Raw genomic sequence first — 17,280 nt, 5'->3', positions numbered from 1 at the left:
CCACGCTGATCTCGAGACGGGCGGCTAACCATTTGGTTAGCCAGCAGCGGTCAGCGCCGACAACGTCGTCGAAGTAACACCATTGGCGCACAGGCGGAGAAGTTCTTCTCGCGCTGAATCGACATACCGGAAGCTCTGCGGCGGTTCGAGCCCGATCTCGCTCCGGAGCAGCGCCAGCGGGACGGCCTTCGGCCACCGAATTGGCGAGCGAACGCGCAGAATAGCGGCGTCGTTGACGTTCTCGAGGTATTCCTCGAGCGGCTGCCGATGAATCTGGATTTCATGACGGTACAAGTCCCATACAGACGACGCCAACGGGCGGTCGATGCCTTCGAGCTCGATGGTGCCGAGGACAGCGCGGTCCGGGGTGCTTGAGTACACATAGATGGTGGCGGGCGTTGCGACGTCCGGGAATCGGCGTCGTACCTCGACTGTCTTCGTGCCCGCCAGCAGCGCGTGCGCGAAGGCGGGTCGGACAGAGAGCAGGATCGATGTCAACGTACGCTCCTGCCTTGGCTATGGATGAGGTCGTCGAACAGCGTGGACGGTACCTGCCGGAATGAGGGTATCGGGGGTTTCACGTCGTGCTGCTCCAACAGTTCGGCAAGTTCGTGACCCCCGATCCGGCGGTCCAGCAACTCAGTGTCCTCGAACCGTACGACAGTCACTCGACCACGCTTGTCGGCAGCGGAGCGCACGTCACGACGCTTGAACACTCCAAGCTGCTTGTATCGGCGAAATGCCTCGTCGGGTGACGTGCGCTCGCAACCAAGGCTCCTGGAGTACGCAACGATGCTGCGGATCGTTTCCGTGTCGTCGGCAGACGCGTACCAGAGGATGCGAGCGCCAGGTGGGGGAAGCGCCCGACTGCTCCCGCTGTAGTACACGTGCTCTCGCGAGAGGCCCAGCGCCAGCGGCCGGTCGTCTCCCCAGAGTGCTTGCCGCGGAATGCCGAACAGCGGGTAGATGAAGCGCGGCTGGATGGGTGCGATGTACGTCGGCGCCCCTGCCCTCAGGAGCACCAGAGGCCAATACCGGTGCTCAACGTCTCGCAGCTGCGCAGCGGTCCGAAGCACCTCCGAAGGGTGGTCGGCGAGGAATCGTGACGCAGGTTCTGCCCGATCGAGCACTTCGGCACGCAGCTCCGCGTCGAAGCCCTCAGTACGGAGACCATCGCGGACGACATCCGCGACTGCCGGGTCGGTGATCTCGACGACGGGCAGCTGGTTCTGGCGGGCGACGTGACGCGCGTGACGAGCGAGCTGGAGCGCGACCGTCGTAGTTTCCCGCCGCCGCGCGACTCGCAGGAGCGGGATCACCAGCATCCCGTCGCCAGGATGTTCTGCGAGCATCGCCCAGGGGCGTCCTCGTTCGTCGATGAGAACTCGCGTGCTCCTCGGGTGGGCTGCGATTGACGCACGAATCAGCCGTCGTAGATCGCTGCCTCGTTCGTTGCGCTCGTGGGTGAGGAACGCGTCAAGCAGATGGTTGATCGTGAAACGAGTGGCCGGAACCCAGCGCAGGTCGATGTCCTCGATGAGTCTGGACTGGAACACGGGTTGCCCCAGCCGCTGATCGACCTGCTGTATCAGCTCATGCGGACGGAGCACGCGAAGTTGGGTGTCGACGGGGAGGTAGGAGTCAGCAAGTCGCAGCAAGCGGGTGTCGTTGGTGACGAAGTACGCGGCGTGCGCGGCAAGCGCGTCCGCGATGTGGTTGAGGTCGTCGCGCAGCGACGGGTCCGCCGCTAACTCCTCCGGGCCGGTTCGCTGCAGCAGGGCGTCGAGCACCGAGGCGTCTTCACGGCGGATGGAACGCAACCGAACGAGATGGTCCGCTCCGGAGCGTTGTCGGGATCGTTCGTCCTCGTCATCGATGCGGTCGATTTCGACGTCGACCTGCGGTGAGACGACCACGGTGATCTCGGCCGCTATCCAGTCCGCGGTGAGACCGAGAGACGCGTCCCGGTCGGCGCGATCAAGCTCAGAGGAGCCGTAGAGGTCGGCGATGATGTTGGTGTCGTACACAACCAGCGGCAACCCTGCCCCGAGCGCCGCGTCTTCGAGCAGATCTAGCTCCCCGAGTGGCATCCACCAGCGTGTCAGGGTGGAGCCGGCGGCTGCCCGACCGGCTCGTTCGCCGCGGGGCGACAGTCCGACGGCGGCCCAGAACCGGTCCAGCCCGTAGTCGCGACGACAGTACGCGACAACGCCAATGGCTTCAGGATGAGCCAGTACCGCAGCATCAACGAGCAGCTTCCCGATGCCGTTCCCGCGCAGACCGACGCAAACGTGTACCAGCTTGATGTAGCCGGCGCGTGGGACGTCGTAGATGCAATACCCGACGATGTCTCCGCCGACGCGGGCGACGACGACGGTACCGCGTTCGAGACGATCTTCGAACGCGGAGTCCGTCAGAAACCCGAGCGTGGCGCGGTTCGCTTTCGCCAGCAGCAGCAGCTGGTTCCAGTCGTCCGGCTTCGCGTTGACATGCTCGAGAACGACGTCGTGTTGCCCATCCATGGTGATCTCATGGTGCCGATCACAAGACGTGAGTAGGGCTCGACGCGCCGCTCGGCGTGTGAGGTTGTCAGGGACGGTAGGGAGTCTGCACTCGCTGTTTACTCTGGTCGAGCAGGCGCAACTCGGCCGCCCGTGAGGCCTGTCCCATCGGGCCGTTCTGCGGGCCAGTCCAGGTTCGTCGCTTCGCCTTCGCTAGGCCAACCGAGTCTCAACTGAGTCGAGAGAAGTCTCACCTGTCTTGAGAAACGACAACTCCACGGCATGATCGTATTGGAGCGAGTGACGGGAATCGAACCCGCGCTACCAGCTTGGGAAGCTGGAGTTCTACCATTGAACTACACTCGCGTACCCGCTCAGCGGGACGCAGCAAGCCTAGCGGATTCTCGTCCGTGCGCCAGCCGACCACCCACGGTGCGTCGCGGGGCGGACGCGAGCCGTGCCTCCAGGCCGTGGTCCGAGCCGTACGTCCGCCGGAGCCGAGTACCCGCTGTGAGCCCGCCCGCCTGACGGACAGGTGTCGTCCCCGTGTGTACCGTCCAGGTGGATCGAGCGACCCCGAACCGAGGAGGACCCGGATGGTCAGGCATCCCCTCATCGACGACGTGGTCGGCCCCGCAATCGTGGTCGATTCCGCTTCGCCGGTGGTCTGGTTGACCGACGCGTTCGCCTCGCTGCTCCGACGGGCCTCCGAGTCCGGGCGCATGGTCGTGCTCCGCACCGGCCGCGAAGCGGCGGTCACCCCCGCGCTCCGGCACGCGCTCGGCGCCCACGGTGCAGCCTGGGCCGTCACCGACTTCGACGGCACCCTGCGCGACGGACGGACCGGGGTGGCTGCCTCGGGGATCGAGGACTTCGTCCAGCGAGGCCCCGAGCTGCTCGGCACGCCGTCGCCGGAGCACGCCGTCGCCGTCGACTCCGTCCGCCAGATCAGCATCGACCTCACCCTGCGGCACCACTCCGAACGCGCGATCGACATCGGCTCGGCGATCGAGGCGCTGTGCGAGACCGTCGGCACCTGCCCCACCCGGTGGGGGACCGCCGAACCGCTCACCGTGCCGTGGGACCGCTGGGTCGTCACGCAGTACGCGAAGCACGAGGCTCCCGCCGTGTCGACCTCCTACGCCGTCGGCGAGGGCTTCTCCGCCACGATGACCGCGCACCTGCTGGACGGGGTCGTCGTCGAGACGATGTCCGCGGTGCTCACCATCCCCGAGGACGGCGCAGACCCCGCCCTCGCGTCGAAGCTCCTCGACGCCGTGCACCGCGTCGCCGAGGACGTCGAGCCCGTGTTCGGCGTGGTCATGCAGCGCCGCGGTGACGCCGACCACCTCGTCCGCGCCGTCTCGCACGGTGAACCGTCGCCGCTCGCCGTCGTCGTCGGTCCCGAGGCTGCGGAGTTCCTCGACCGCGACGGCGTCTGGCCGCCTCCGCGCACCACCACCTCGACGTTCGGCGGCGGCGGGCTCGTCGTGCGGTTCGACGACGGGTGGGAAGCGCTCGAGTCGTTCCTCGACCGGATCGACGAGGACCGCTTCCTGCAGCTGGTCGGCGGTGCCCCGCTCGACCCCGCGCACGACGAGGGCACACTCGACGGACACATCGGCCGCACCGGCTCGGACTCACCCGTGATGGGTGGCCAGGGTGCCCCGTGACGTGACCCTGCTCTGCCGTGAGCCGGTCGAGACGCGCGACGTCGCCGAAGCACTGCTGCTGCACGACGAGTCGTGGGGCGTCCGGGCGCTCGACGACGGGCCGATGGTGCAGGTCTGCCGTGACGCCACGCACCCGGTGATCACCGTGCTCGGGGTGCGCCGGGTGGACTCCCTCGACGAGGTCGAACGCATCCTGCCCGACGCCCCGACCCTCACGACGCCGCTGTGGTGGGTGGACACGGTGACCCCGGCGGGTGCCGACGGCGAGTCCGGGATCACCGCCGCGCTCGAGGCCGCGATGGACCTCGACGCGGTGTGCATCGTGCACGGGGACTGAGGCTTCCCCCGTTCTGGGGCTCGTCCCCGGACCGCCGATGCGCCGCTGCCGGGCGATTGCGTCGAGCGTGTCCCCAGTTGTGGTGCGATCACCCGATTCGAGACCCGTGAGTACCCAAGCCGCCCCTACGGTGTGAGGACCCGAGCCGACGAGCCGGGCGCGCACGCTCCTCGTCGGCACCGCTCTTCTCACTGAACAGGGCTCCAGTGCGTACACAATCCCAGAAGCGTGCCGTCGCGCGCGCTCGCAGCATCCTCGCCGGCTTCGCCGTCGCCGGTCTCGCCGGGCTCGCGCTCGTCGGCGCCGGGACCACCGCGGCCGTCGCCGCACCGCCGGCACAGACCACGTTCGTGAACGAGGGGTTCACCGGCGCAGACGCCGGCGACGGGTACATCCTGCCGTCGACCACGGCGTCATCCGGCAACGTCGCGTGCCTCACCGCGCGTCCGGCGTCCGGCTCGACGAACTCCGGCACGATCCCGACCTGCCGGGGCACGGCGGACGCGGTCGACAGCGGCGCGCTGAGGCTCACGTCGGCCGTCGGCGACCAGTCCGGAGGCGTCGGGTCGAAGCAGTCGGTGCCGATCACCAAGGGCATCGACGCGACCTTCAACAGCTACCAGTACAACGGCACGTCCGCCGACGGCATCGTCTTCTACCTCGCGGCGACCGACCCGTACAACCCGACGGTCCCCGCGAAGATCGGGTACCTCGGCGGCTCGATGGGCTACAGCGCCAGCACGGCGAACAATGCGCAGGGACTCTCGCACGCGTACCTCGGCATCGGGCTCGACCGCTACGGCAACTTCGCGAACCGGCAGTTCGGCGGCACGGGTTGCACGACGGACCAGGGCACGGACGGCTCGTTGTTCGCCAACGCGGTGACGGTGCGTGGTCCCGGTGACGGCTCGACTGGCTACTGCGTCCAGTCCAGGACCAAGGTCAACGGCTCGCTCAACAAGACCGGTGTCGCCGACCGTGCCGAGGCTCGGGTGCCGGTCGAGATCGTGATCAACCCGACCGCCTCCGCTCTCACCGCACAGCAGAACACCTCCGTCACTGTCCCGTCCGGCCAGTACGCGGTCGTGTTCACGTCGATCGGTGGGACGCAGCAGGTCGTCACGGGGGCGCTGCCGAAGCTCGACACGACGTCGAACGCAGCGAACATCGACCGCTCGTGGATCGACCCGACCACCGGCTACCCCTACAAGCTCACCTACGGCTGGGTCGCCGGTACCGGCGGACAGAACGACATCCACGAGGTCAACTACCTCCGAACCACGACGGCCGCCGGTCCGGTCCCCGTGCTGAACGCGGTCGCCGGAGGGTCGGACTCCGTCGCGCACGCCGGCTCCGGGACGTACACGGTCACCCCGACCGTGTCGGCCGACGGCGGCTCGGAGTCGCAGCTCGTCCGGACCACGACCACGTTCCCCTCCGATGTCACCCCGTCGGTCGACGACGTGACCGGCAGTGGCTGGACGTGCTCCGTCGTCGGCCAGGTGGTCACGTGCGACCAGGCCGCCGAGGATCGTGCTCCCGGCACCGCCCTGCCGAAGCTGACCATCCCGTACACGGTTTCCGGCATCGCCCGCACCGCGACCATCTCGACCGTGGTGGCCTCGACCGACGCCGAGGCGGTCACGATCACCCGCGACGTCGAGGTGGCCGCGCAGGCGACCACCGTCTCCGTGGCCGACGTCACGGTCACGGTGGGCGACACCGCCACACTCCGCGCAACGGTCTCCTCCGCCGAGACGACCGGCGCGACCCCGCCCACGGGTCTGGTCCGGTTCACCCACCCCGAAACCGGTGCTGCGCTCTGCTCGGCGAAGATCGACGACGGAGTCGCCAGCTGCGACGTGCCGACCTCGGCGGTCGGGACCACCCCGGTGCAAGCGGCCTACCAGGGCAACACCGACCACGCTGCCGGAGTCGGTACCGGCGCGCTCGTCGTGACGAAGGTACCGACCGCGATCACGCTGACCTCGACGCCGGCGTCCGCCGCCTACGGCACCCCCGTGACCCTGGGTGTGGACGGGCTCGAGGCGCAGGACGGTCCCGTTCCCGCACCGACCGGCACCGTCGAGTTCCGCGAGGGCGACAAGGTCCTCTGCACGGCGACGCTCCCCGAGAGCAGCTGCGCAGTGTCGGGCCTGACCGCCGGCACGCACACCCTCACGGCGGTCTACTCGGGCGACGCACTGCACGCTGCGGCGACCTCGGTGGACGTCGACCTGACGGTGCGCAAGGCGACGACGACGCTCACGCCGACCCCCGGGCCGACGACGCCGGGCACCCCGGGCGACCCCGGCACCCCGTCCGATCCGACCAACCCGTCCGATCCGACCAACCCGTCGGACCCGTCCGATCCCTCGGACGGCGGCACGGACACCACGGTGACCGTCACGCACGGTGAGACCACCACGCTCGACACCCCGAACGTCCCCGAGGACGCCACCGGCACGATCGACTACGTCACCGAGGATGGCACCGTCCTGTGCACCGCGACGCTCCCCGAGACCTCGTGCGCGGTCCCCTCGGACCTCGCCGGTGGGAAGTACCGCGTCCACGCCCGATACAACGGCGACGCCAACTACGAGCCGGCCGAGGGCGCGCCCTTCAACCTCGTCGTCACCGCGCAGCCGACCGCCCTCGTCGGCAGCACCGACACGACCCACTCGGTCGTCGGTGCGAAGGTCCGCCTGAGCGCTTCCGGTCTGCCGGCGGGCGCCACGGGCACCATCACCTTCACGTCGGCGGACGGAACGGTGCTCTGCACGGCGACGCTGCCGGAGACCAGCTGCGAGACCGATGCACTGCCGGTCGGGACGAACACGGTGACGGTGGCCTACAGCGGAGACGCGTCGTTCGCGGCGTCCTCCACCACGCTCGAGGTCGTCGTCGAGGCAGCTGCGGTGGCCGAGCCGGGCGACGACCCGACGACGCCGGCCCCCACTCCGTCCGACGCGCCCTCGACCGAGCCGATCCCGGGTGCCTCGATCGACCCGGCCGCGACTGCGACCACGCCGCCGGCCGCTTCCGGGGAGCTCGCGTTCACCGGTTCGCCGGTGGCGATGGGGACCGGTCTCGGGATCACGGGCGTCCTGCTCCTCGCCGGGCTGGCACTCCTGGTGGTCCGACGGCGCCGAACCGCTCGCGCCTCGGCGGAGTGATCATCCCCGGACGTTGACGTCCTCGAACCGCGCACCGTGCGACCTCGCACGGTGCGCGGTTCTGCGTCGCCACGCGACCTATCGGCCCCGCCGAGACTCGTCGCCGCGCCGGAACCCGTCCGCCGAGCCGCGCCGGAACCCGTCCGTCGCGACCCGGCCGTCGGGACCCGGCCGTCGGGACCCGTCCGTCGAGATCGCACTCCGGACCCGACCGCCGAGCGCGAAGCAGCACGAAGTGCGATCTCACGGCGCACGGCGCACGGCGCACGGCCCCGTCCGAGCGTCCCGCGGCCGCATCGCCCCGGTCGAGCTCGTCAGTCGCGGTCGTTCATCGCCGCGAGACGCTCGTTGTACGCCTTGAGGTCCGCGTCGCCGTCCCGCTCCGCCTTGCGGTCGAGGCGCTTCGCGTCGCGCGTGTCCGACCGCATCCAGTTCCGCACCACGAGCAGGGCGACGAACACCATCGGCAGCTCGGAGGCACCCCAGGCGATCCCGCCACCGGTGTGCTGGTCGTCGAGGAGCGCGGCGTCGTTCGTCTGCCCCAGCGCGTGGAACCAGTCGAGCGCGAAGACCGACTGCGAGGTCATCACCGCGACGCCGAAGAACGCGTGGAAGGCCAGGGTCGCGAGCAGCGCGATGATGAGGATCGGGTACGCCGGACGCTGGGGCCCCGGGTCGACGCCGATGAACACCCAGAAGAACAGGTAGCCGCTGAACACGAAGTGCACGACCATCGCGACGTGCCACTCGTGCGACTGCATCGCGTACTGGTACGCCGGCGTGAAGTAGAAGACCACGAGGGACCCGGCGAAGATGACCCCGGCGACGGCGGGCTTCGCGAGGAAATGCATGTAGCGCGAGTGGGTGAAGAGCATGAGCCACTCGCGGGCGCCGCGTGAGCCGTCGTTCCGGACCGGCAGGGTCCGCAGCGCGAGCAGCACCGGACCGCCGAGGACGAGCGGCAGCGGCACGAACATCATGAGCAGCATGTGCTGGAGCATGTGCGACGAGAAGTGGATCATGCCGTAGACCGCAGGCCCCGCCGAGGTCGTCCAGATGAACAGCGCGCAGCCCAGCAGCCAGGCGATGGTGCGACCGACCGGCCACTTGTCCCCGCGCTTCCGGAGCTTCCGGACGGCGAGCAGGTACCAGCCGGCACCGACGACGGCGAGCGCGAGCCACACCCAGTCGATGTGCCACTGCGTCAGGTACGTGTGCACGGTCTGCGCCGGCGGGTACGGGAACCCGATCAGGCCGGAGCGGGTGTCCTCGCCGGTCTCGGGCGTCTGCGGGATCGGCGGCTGCGATCGGCTCACGGCGACGGAGACCCCGATCGCGATCGCCATGAACACGACCTCGGCGAGGGCGAACCGGACGAACAGCTTCCGGTCGAGCGGGGCGCGGAGCAGCCCCGGCACGAGTCGTCGGCGCTGGACCACCCCGGCGAGCCCGAGCAGCACGAGGATCGCCGCCTTGACCGTGATGAGCCAGCCGTACGTCGTCGTGAACAGGTCGAGCGGCCCGGTCAGCCGGAGCGAGGCGTTGACGATGCCGGAGAACGCCACCGCGGCGAAGGCCCAGCCGGCGAGCGTGGAGTACCGCGAGACGACCCGGCCGGTCGCACCCTTCATCCGGGTGCGGAGGACCAGCACAGCGACGAGGCCGCCAGCCCAGACGCACACCGCGACGAGGTGCACGGCGAGCGAGTTCACGGCGTTGGCGTGCTCGAGCGACCCGGCCGCGTGGCCGGACAGCGCGAGGGGGAGCAGCGCGAAGAGGCCGGCGACCGTGGCCACGGCGAGGGTCGTCACCCGGGTCGCGAACGCGGCGACGACGGTGGCGACGAGGATGGCGACGGCCGACACGACGAGCGCCTGCCCGATCTCGACCTGGAACGCGAACAGCATGAAGTTCCGCGCGAACACCGGGCTGGTGAGCGGGACGCCGAGGGTGTTCGCCCCGGTGAAGACGATGCTGACGACGGCGGCGAGGAACCACACCGCACCGGTCACCGCAGCCCACCGCGAGGCCCGGTGCTGGACGCTCGACATCGCGCCGTGGTCCTTCTTCTGGGCGGGGAGCGCGAACGCCGCGACGACGAGCAGGCCGATGGTGAGGGCGGCCATCGTGTCGTGCACGACACGGGCGACGGGCAGGCCGTACTCGACGAGGTCGCCGGCGGACACCAGCTGCTGGTTCGCGGTGAACGCGCCGGTGAGCGTCATCCCGAGGATCGAGCAGGCGACCGCGAGCGGGATCGCGATGACGAGGACCGTCGCGACGGTGGACGTGCGCGCGGTGACGGGCGCGGATTCCGGTGCCGTGCCTCCGGGCTGGGTTGCGGTGGGGGTGACGGTCATGACCGTCCAATCGTAGGCGTCCATTCTGGAGGCGCGACGTGCGTCTCGCAGACCGGCTGCGGTCCGCCACAGGGTGCGTCCACTGCGTCGGGTCGCGTCGTCAGACGCGTCGCTCCCAGATCCCCTCGCAGCCGACGCCGACGAAGCCGACCGCCTCGTTGACGTCGAGCATCGGGCGGTTCTCCTCGGCGTTGAAGGTGATGATCGACGGCCGCCCAGGGAAGTCGCGTTCGACGCACTCGATCCCGGCCACCTTGAGGAGCCACCCGAGCCGGTGCCCGCGGTGCTCGCGCAGCACGAGCGTGTCCCCTTGCATCACCGGCTGACCGCTGTTGTGCGGCACTGCGAGTTGCGTGAAACCAGCCAAGGTGGTGCTCGGGAGGTGCTCGATGGCGACCGTGACCATGGTGCGCGGCGATCGCGCGAGCTGCGCCTCGTGCTCTCGCAGACGTTCCCGCGTCCAGACGTCCTCCGGCTCCTCCATGTCACCCTCGGGCGCATCGGTGCTCATCCTCGTCTCGAGCAGCGCGACACCGTCGAGCCACCGCTCCGGCGTCGGACCGGCCCAGGCGTGCACCCGGTAGTCGGGCCCGGCCGCGACCGCCGCCCGGTCTCGGAGCTCACGCACGACGGAGTGGTCGGCCGGCAGTCCGAGGCGGCTGATCCGGTTGACCTGGCCGAACCGCCAACCGCGGCCGGTGAGGAAGCACGCTCCGGCCTCGTCCGACGGCACCGCCCCGTAGCCGGTCGGCGGGACCACGTACCCGGGCCCGGATGCCGAGCCGACCTGCCGTGAGACGGAGTACGTCTTCCACTGCGTGCGACCCTCGGCGCGTGCGATCCCCTCGACGTGGTCGGCGAGCAGCGTGCCGACACCGCGGCGCTGGTGCCCGGGCGCGACGGCCACCGCGATCCAGCAGTTCGGGGTGTCCGGTGCGACTTTCGTGTCGTAGGAGCCGGCGGCCACGGCGGTCCCGTCGGCGTCACGCACCGCGAAGAGACGACTCGGCGCCTCGGGATCGAGCAGGTAGGGGAGCTGTTCCTCGGGCGTCCAGAGGATCTCCGGCAACCCGGTGACGTCCACCTCTGCCGCGTTCTGCACGGCCACCCACTCGCGGAACGCCCGCACCTTCGCGGGGTCGTCCGCCATCGTCGCGGGGACGTCGAGCTCGTGCACGGTGTACGCGGTCATGTCGGAGCCTCCCGGCGGTGTCACGCTGCCCGACGCTGGGCAGCCTCGCAGCCTACCGGGGACCGCGCGGGGCCGCCAGACTCCACATCGGTGAACGGCAGCCGTGCCGCTAGGCTGCTGCGCGTGCTGCTCTCCGACCGCGACATCTCCGCCCAGCTCGCCGAGGGCCGGATCGGGCTCGACCCGTACGACGCCTCGCTCGTCCAGCCGTCGAGCATCGACGTCCGGCTCGACAAGTTCTTCCGGCTGTTCGACAACCACAAGTACCCGCACATCGACCCGGCGGTGGACCAGCCCGACCTCACCCGCCTGGTGGAGACCGACCCGGACGAGGCGTTCGTGCTGCACCCGGGCGAGTTCGTCCTCGGGTCCACGTACGAGGTCGTGACCCTCCCCGACGACATCGCCGCGCGCCTCGAGGGCAAGAGCTCGCTCGGGCGCCTCGGGCTCCTGACGCACTCGACCGCGGGCTTCATCGACCCGGGCTTCTCCGGCCACGTCACGCTCGAGCTGTCGAACGTCGCGACGCTGCCGATCAAGCTCTGGCCGGGGATGAAGATCGGGCAGCTCTGCTTCTTCCAGCTGTCGAGCCCGGCCCAGAAGCCGTACGGGTCCGCCGAGTACCAGTCGCGGTACCAGGGGCAGCGTGGTCCGACGGCCTCGCGGTCGGCCCAGAACTTCCTGCGGACGGACGTCTCGCAGCGCGGATAGCGCGCCCTGCGATATCGCGCAGCAGCATCTTCTGAGCAGACCGGCTGCGACGTCGCAATGCATGCTGCGAAATGTCGCATTCTGTGTATCGTTGCGGCATGTCCGCAGTTCTCCCACGGTCCGCGACGCTGGTGTCGGCTGCCGCGCTCATCCGGGACGCCCGACTCCGCGCCGAGCTGACCCAGGTGCAGCTGGCCGTCCGCGCCGGTGTCACGCAGAGCGTCATCAGCACCTACGAGAACGGCCGTCGCGAACCGTCCCTCGCCGCACTGCAGCGTCTGCTGCTGGCCGCGGGCTTCACCACGGCGATCGACCTGCAGCCAATCGAGGACCCGCCGCCGCTCCGGGAACGAGTGGCCTCGGTGCGGCAGGACCTCACGGCGATCGTGCACCGGTACGGCGGGCGGAACCCCCGGCTCTTCGGCAGCGTCGCCCGCGGCGAGGACGGCCCGTCGAGCGACGTCGACCTCATGGTGGACCTCGACCCGGGGCTCGGCATCTTCGCACTGATGCGCATCCAGGACGCGGCGGAACAGCTCCTGGGCGTGCGCGTGGACGTGGTCGACGCGGCGGGGATGGGCATCGACGCCGTGCGCGACGCGGTGCCGCTGTGAACCGCGACGTCCGCGACCGCCTCGACGACGTCCTGGAGGCGTGCGGGGTCATCGCGCGCTACGTCGACGACGCCGCGCTGCCGGAGGACCTGGTGTACGACGCGGTCCGGATGCGGCTCGTCGAGATCGGGGAGGCGGTCCGCATGCTGCCGAACGCGGTCACCTCGACCGAGCCGGGGATCCCGTGGTCGCGCGTCTCGCTCCTCGGGGAGCGCCTGACCCGCCGGTACTTCGACACCACGCCCGCCGTGGTGTTCGGGACGGCCCGCGTGGACGTGCCGTCCCTCTGCGCCGCGGTCCGCCGCATGCGCGCCGCCCAGCCGTAGGTGCCGGGCCACTCGCAAGAGCGACAGATGGCCGCGAACATCGCGCGTCCATCTGTCGCTTTGCCGGACACGTCCGCGGGACTCCGGGTGCACGTGTCGCTTTCGGGCAGACGGGCGGACGGACTGGAGGCGCGGGGCGGGACGGCACCGCGCCTCCAGGCCGGCAGCCGCCCGCGTCCGCGACCCAACGTGCGTCCGCCGGGCGGACGCGGAACGGCCCCGCCTCGCAGAGCGAGACGGGGCCGTTCGTGGAGCGGGGGAGATCAGCCCTTCTTGGCGAGTGCCTCGAGGGTGTCGTTGCCCTTGTAGGCCTCGACCGCGTTCTCCTTCGTGACGAGGATCGGGGTCAGCTCGACCGCCGGGACCACCTTCACGCCGTTGTCGTTGTTCTTGTCCTTCGTCGTCTTCGGCGTCTTGCCGTCAGCGAGGTCGGCCACCAGGTCGATGGCCGCCTGGGCCTCTTCCGTCGTGTTCTTGTAGATCGTCGAGTACTGCGTGCCGTTCATGATGAGCGGGATCGACGCGGTCTCCGAGTCCTGACCGGTGACGATGGGGTTCGGCTTGCCGGCCGCCTTCGTCGCGGTGAGGATCGCACGGGCGAGCGTGTCGTTCGGCGAGAGGACGCCGTCCAGGTCGGTGCTCGTGTACGACTTCGTCAGGATGTCGGTCATGCGCGACTGGGCGTTCTGCGCGAGCCAGCCCTGCGTGGTGACCTTCGAGAACGAGGTCTGACCCGAGACGACCTTGACCGTGCCGTCGTCGATCTTCGGCTGCAGGACGTCCATCGCACCGTTGAAGAACACGGAGGCGTTGGCGTCGTCCGGCGAACCGGCGAAGAGCTCGACGTTGTACGGGCCGCTCGACTTCTTGGCCTTCATGCCGTCGAGGAGGGCCTGGGCCTGCAGCTGGCCGACCTTGAAGTTGTTGAACGCGACGTAGTAGTCGACGTTCTTCGTGTTCAGGATGTTGCGGTCCCAGGCGATGACTGTCGCGCCGGACTTCTTCGCCGCGGTGACCTGCGTGCCGAGCTGCGAGCCGTCGGCCGCACCGACGATGATCGCCTTCGCGCCCTTGGTTACCATCGACTGGATCTGGCCCTGCTGGTCCGGAACCGGGTTGCCGGCGTTCGCGTACTGGATGTCGGCCTTGAAGCCGGCGTCCTCGATCGACTTCTTGAACGCGGCGCCCGCGAGCACCCAGTTCTGCGAGGTCTTGGCCGGCAGGGCGACACCGATGAGGTCGCCCTTCTTGATGCCGGAGTCGGAACCCGAGTCGGTGCCGCGAGCCGAGCAGCCGCTGAGGGCGAGGCCCGCGACGAGTGCCAGGCCGATACCGGCGATGAGCTTCTTGCGCATGAGATTGCTTTCTCTTCGTTGAGGGGAGTTGCTGTGGTGAGGGGTTCGTGCGGCCGGCCGTCGGGGACGACCGACCGCGACGTCTTTACTGGGTGTTGACCTTCTCCGGCTGGTCCTGGATGGACTGCGGCTGCTGCGCGGACACGGTGTTCTGTTCCGTGTCCTTCCGCTGGAACTGCCGCATCATGCCGCCGATCAGCGATGGACGACCCTGCGACTTCGAGTAGACGTCGAAGGCGACGGCCACCAGCAGGACCAGACCGCGGATGATCTGGACGCGGTTCGACTCGAGGCCGACCAGCGAGAGACCGTTGGAGAGCAGGGCCATCACGAGGCCACCGATGATGGAGCCGGAGATGGTGCCGATGCCACCCGCGACCGCGGCGCCACCGACGAACACGGCGGCGATCGCGTCGAGCTCCCAGCCGGTGCCGTCCGCGGGGCCCGAGGCACCCGAGTAGCCGACGAACACCATGCCGGCGATCGCGGCGAGGACCGACATGTTCATCATGACGAAGAAGTTGACCTTGCGAGCGCTGACACCGGAGAGGATCGCGGCGTTCGCGTTGCCACCGACGGCGTAGACCTGGCGGCCGAAGATCGTGTTCTTGGTGATGAAGCCGTAGACGATGGTCAGGACGCCGAGGATGATCGCGACGATCGGGATCGAGGTCCCGGCGGGGCCGGCGGCGAACAGGTACGTGGCGACGAGGGTCACCAGGACGAGGACGCCGGTTCGGACGACGGAGACCCAGAGCGGGAGGAGCTCGGCCTGCATCTTCTTGCGACGCTGGCGGCCACGGACCTCCATGAAGACCAGGACGAGGCAGGTGACGAGGCCCAGCAGGAGCGTGCCGTTCGAGAACCCGAAGTCCGGACCGAAGTCGGGCAGGAACCCGTTGCCGATGGTGTTGTAGTCGTTCGGCGTCGGGACGGACGTCGAGTTGCCGATGATCTGGTTGGCGCCGCGGAAGATGAGCTGGCCGGCGAGCGTCACGATGAACGCCGGGACCTTCACGAACGCGACCCAGAAGCCCTGCCAGGCGCCGACCGCGGCGCCGACGGCGAGGCCGAGGACGATCGCGAGCCAGGCCGGGAAGTTCCACTCGGACATCGACTGCGCCACGATGATGCCCGTGAACGCTGCGACCGATCCGACCGACAGGTCGATGTGGCCGGCGATGATCACCATCACCATCCCCAGCGCGAGGATGAGGATGTACGAGTACTGCAGGAACACGTTGATGATGTTCGTGGGCTCGAGGATGAGCCCGTTCGTGGCGATCGAGAAGATGATCAGGATCGCGATCAACGCGATGATCATGCCGTACTGGCCGATGGAGTTGCCCTTGCCGAAGAGCAGTTTCAGGTTCTTCATGAGACGGGAGCGCCCTTCCGCGCGGAGGTCATGCTGCGCATGAGCGTTTCTGGATCGGCCTGGTCCGCGGGGACGTCGGCCGTGATCTGGCCCTCGAAGATCGTGTAGATGCGATCGGAGAGGCCGAGGAGTTCGGGGAGCTCGGAGGAGATGAGGATGATGCCCTTCCCCTGTGCTGCGAGCTGCTGGATGATGCCGTAGATCTCGAACTTCGCGCCCACGTCGATGCCGCGGGTCGGTTCGTCGAGGATGAGGATGTCCGGGTCGGTGAACATCCACTTCGACAGGACGACCTTCTGCTGGTTCCCGCCGGAGAGCTTCCCGACGTTCTCCTCCACCGTCGGCACCTTCGTGCGGAGCAGCTTCCGGTACTTCTCCGCGATGTCGTACTCCTCGAGGGAGTCGACGACGCCGGCCTTGGAGATCTTCTGCAGGTCGGCGGACACCGTGGACCGCTTCACCGAGTCGAGCAGGTTGAGCCCGAGCGCCTTGCGGTCCTCGGAGACGTAGCCCATGCCGTTGTCGATCGCCTGCTGGACGTTCGTGACCTTGATCTCGTGGCCGTCCTTGAAGATCTGGCCACCGAGCCAGGTGCCGTAGGAGCGACCGAACAGGCTCATCGCGAGTTCGGTGCGCCCGGCACCCATCAGGCCCGCGAAGCCGACGATCTCGCCGCGCTTCACGTGGAAGTTCGAGCCCTTGCAGACCAGGCGCGACGAGTCGAGCGGGTGCTGCACGGTCCAGTCGCGGACCTCGAAGAAGGTCTCGCCGATCTTCGGGGTGCGGTCCGGGAACCGGGACTCGAGCGAGCGGCCGACCATGCCGCGGATGATGCGGTCCTCGTTGACGCCGTCGCCCTTGACGTTCAGCGTCTCGATGGTCTTGCCGTCGCGGATGATCGTGATCTCGTCGGCGATCTGCTCGATCTCGTTCAGCTTGTGGCTGATGATGATGCTCGAGATGCCCTTGGCCTTCAGGCCGACGATGAGGTCGAGGAGGTGCTGCGAGTCGTTCTCGTTGAGCGCCGCGGTCGGCTCGTCGAGGATGAGGAGCTTGACGTCCTTGTGCAGGGCCTTGGCGATCTCGACGAGCTGCTGCTTGCCGACGCCGATGCTCTTGATCTGCGTGTCCGGGTCGTCGTTCAGGCCGACGCGGGCGAGCAGGTCCTGGGCGCGGAGCTGGGCCGAGGTCCAGTCGATGACGCCGAACTTGCCGGGCTCGTTGCCGAGGAACAGGTTCTCGGTGATCGACAGCTCCGGGATGAGCGCGAGCTCCTGGTGGATGATGACGATGCCGGACTGCTCGGACTGCTTGATGTCCTTGAAGCGGACCTCTTCGCCCTCGAAGACGATCTCGCCCTCGTAGGTGCCGTAGGGGTAGACGCCGGAGAGGACCTTCATCAGGGTCGACTTGCCGGCGCCGTTCTCGCCGCAGATCGCGTGGATCTCGCCGGCTCGGACGCTGAGCGAGACGTCGGACAGCGCCTTCACACCAGGGAACTCCTTGGTGATCGAGCGCATCTCGAGGATCGTCTCGGGTGCGGTGATCGACCGGGTCTCGAGTCCGGTGTCGATCGGGGTTGACGCCACGGTGCATCTCCTTCTGCCGCTGCGATGCGGCAGTTTGTTCGGGTGGTTCTGCTGCGGCAACGGGGGAG

The 17,280-nt window shown here is 68.9% G+C and carries 13 protein-coding genes and 1 tRNA gene; 6 read left to right on the top strand and 8 right to left on the bottom strand.

The genetic code is table 11. The features are described from left to right. Positions 1-36: 36 nt before the first annotated feature. The 3 genes from BIU96_RS13800 to BIU96_RS13785 form a co-directional block, all read right to left on the bottom strand. The gene (locus BIU96_RS13800) at positions 37-498 is read right to left on the bottom strand and encodes a hypothetical protein (protein ID WP_071293172.1); all 462 of its coding nucleotides are present in this window, start codon (positions 496-498) and stop codon (positions 37-39) included. Continuing rightward, positions 495-2,522, bottom strand: coding sequence for a GNAT family N-acetyltransferase (locus tag BIU96_RS13795; protein WP_139200043.1), 2,028 nt, complete (start codon positions 2,520-2,522; stop codon positions 495-497). The genes BIU96_RS13800 and BIU96_RS13795 overlap by 4 nt, the downstream gene beginning before the upstream one ends. A 271-nt stretch (positions 2,523-2,793) precedes the next feature. Further along, positions 2,794-2,867 (bottom strand) — tRNA-Gly (locus BIU96_RS13785). A 230-nt stretch (positions 2,868-3,097) separates the two neighbouring features. Between BIU96_RS13785 and BIU96_RS13780 the strand changes: the two genes are divergently transcribed. The 3 genes from BIU96_RS13780 to BIU96_RS20425 all read left to right on the top strand — a co-directional run bounded on the left by BIU96_RS13780 (position 3,098) and on the right by BIU96_RS20425 (position 7,687). Further along, the gene (locus BIU96_RS13780) at positions 3,098-4,174 is read left to right on the top strand and encodes a DUF6177 family protein (protein ID WP_071293169.1); all 1,077 of its coding nucleotides are present in this window, start codon (positions 3,098-3,100) and stop codon (positions 4,172-4,174) included. After that, positions 4,164-4,511, top strand: coding sequence for a hypothetical protein (locus tag BIU96_RS13775; protein ID WP_071293168.1), 348 nt, complete (start codon positions 4,164-4,166; stop codon positions 4,509-4,511). The genes BIU96_RS13780 and BIU96_RS13775 overlap by 11 nt, the downstream gene beginning before the upstream one ends. 206 nt (positions 4,512-4,717) lie before the next feature. Next, positions 4,718-7,687: an Ig-like domain repeat protein gene (locus BIU96_RS20425; protein WP_071293167.1), complete on the top strand. Its 2,970-nt coding sequence runs from the start codon at positions 4,718-4,720 to the stop codon at positions 7,685-7,687. A 314-nt stretch (positions 7,688-8,001) separates the two neighbouring features. Here the strand turns inward: BIU96_RS20425 and BIU96_RS13765 are convergent, their stop codons facing one another. Then, on the bottom strand, positions 8,002-10,047 hold the full coding sequence (locus tag BIU96_RS13765; protein WP_071293293.1) for a cytochrome c oxidase assembly protein: 2,046 nt from the start codon (positions 10,045-10,047) through the stop codon (positions 8,002-8,004). A gap of 100 nt (positions 10,048-10,147) precedes the next feature. Next, the gene (locus BIU96_RS13760) at positions 10,148-11,239 is read right to left on the bottom strand and encodes a GNAT family N-acetyltransferase (RefSeq protein WP_071293166.1); all 1,092 of its coding nucleotides are present in this window, start codon (positions 11,237-11,239) and stop codon (positions 10,148-10,150) included. 123 nt (positions 11,240-11,362) lie between these two features. On the opposite strand from BIU96_RS13760, the gene dcd reads away from it, so the two are divergent. The 3 genes from dcd (at position 11,363) to BIU96_RS13745 (ending at position 12,890) form a co-directional block, all read left to right on the top strand. After that, positions 11,363-11,950, top strand: coding sequence for a dCTP deaminase (dcd, locus tag BIU96_RS13755; RefSeq protein ID WP_071293165.1), 588 nt, complete (start codon positions 11,363-11,365; stop codon positions 11,948-11,950). Between the two features lie 98 nt (positions 11,951-12,048). Then, the gene (locus tag BIU96_RS13750; RefSeq protein WP_071293164.1) at positions 12,049-12,564 is read left to right on the top strand and encodes an XRE family transcriptional regulator; all 516 of its coding nucleotides are present in this window, start codon (positions 12,049-12,051) and stop codon (positions 12,562-12,564) included. After that, positions 12,561-12,890, top strand: a complete 330-nt coding sequence (locus tag BIU96_RS13745) for a DUF86 domain-containing protein (RefSeq protein ID WP_071293163.1) — start codon at positions 12,561-12,563, stop codon at positions 12,888-12,890. Before BIU96_RS13750 ends, BIU96_RS13745 begins: the two co-directional genes overlap by 4 nt. Positions 12,891-13,153: 263 nt before the next feature. Here BIU96_RS13745 and BIU96_RS13740 read toward each other — a convergent pair whose 3' ends face one another. The 3 genes from BIU96_RS13740 to mmsA all read right to left on the bottom strand — a co-directional run bounded on the left by BIU96_RS13740 (position 13,154) and on the right by mmsA (position 17,143). After that, complete coding sequence (locus BIU96_RS13740) at positions 13,154-14,245, bottom strand: sugar-binding protein (RefSeq protein WP_071293162.1); 1,092 nt, start codon at positions 14,243-14,245, stop codon at positions 13,154-13,156. Positions 14,246-14,330: 85 nt separating this feature from the next. Next, positions 14,331-15,623, bottom strand: a complete 1,293-nt coding sequence (mmsB, locus tag BIU96_RS13735) for a multiple monosaccharide ABC transporter permease (RefSeq protein ID WP_071293161.1) — start codon at positions 15,621-15,623, stop codon at positions 14,331-14,333. Further along, positions 15,620-17,143 (bottom strand): multiple monosaccharide ABC transporter ATP-binding protein, encoded by a 1,524-nt coding sequence (gene mmsA / locus BIU96_RS13730; RefSeq protein WP_071293292.1) that lies wholly within the window; start codon positions 17,141-17,143, stop codon positions 15,620-15,622. The genes mmsB and mmsA overlap by 4 nt, the downstream gene beginning before the upstream one ends. Positions 17,144-17,280 lie beyond the last annotated feature (137 nt).

This window comes from Curtobacterium sp. MCBA15_008, from assembly GCF_001865065.1.
GTDB lineage: Bacteria > Actinomycetota > Actinomycetes > Actinomycetales > Microbacteriaceae > Curtobacterium.
Note: the sequence above shows the minus strand (reverse complement) of the source record. Positions and strands in the feature narration are given on the sequence as shown.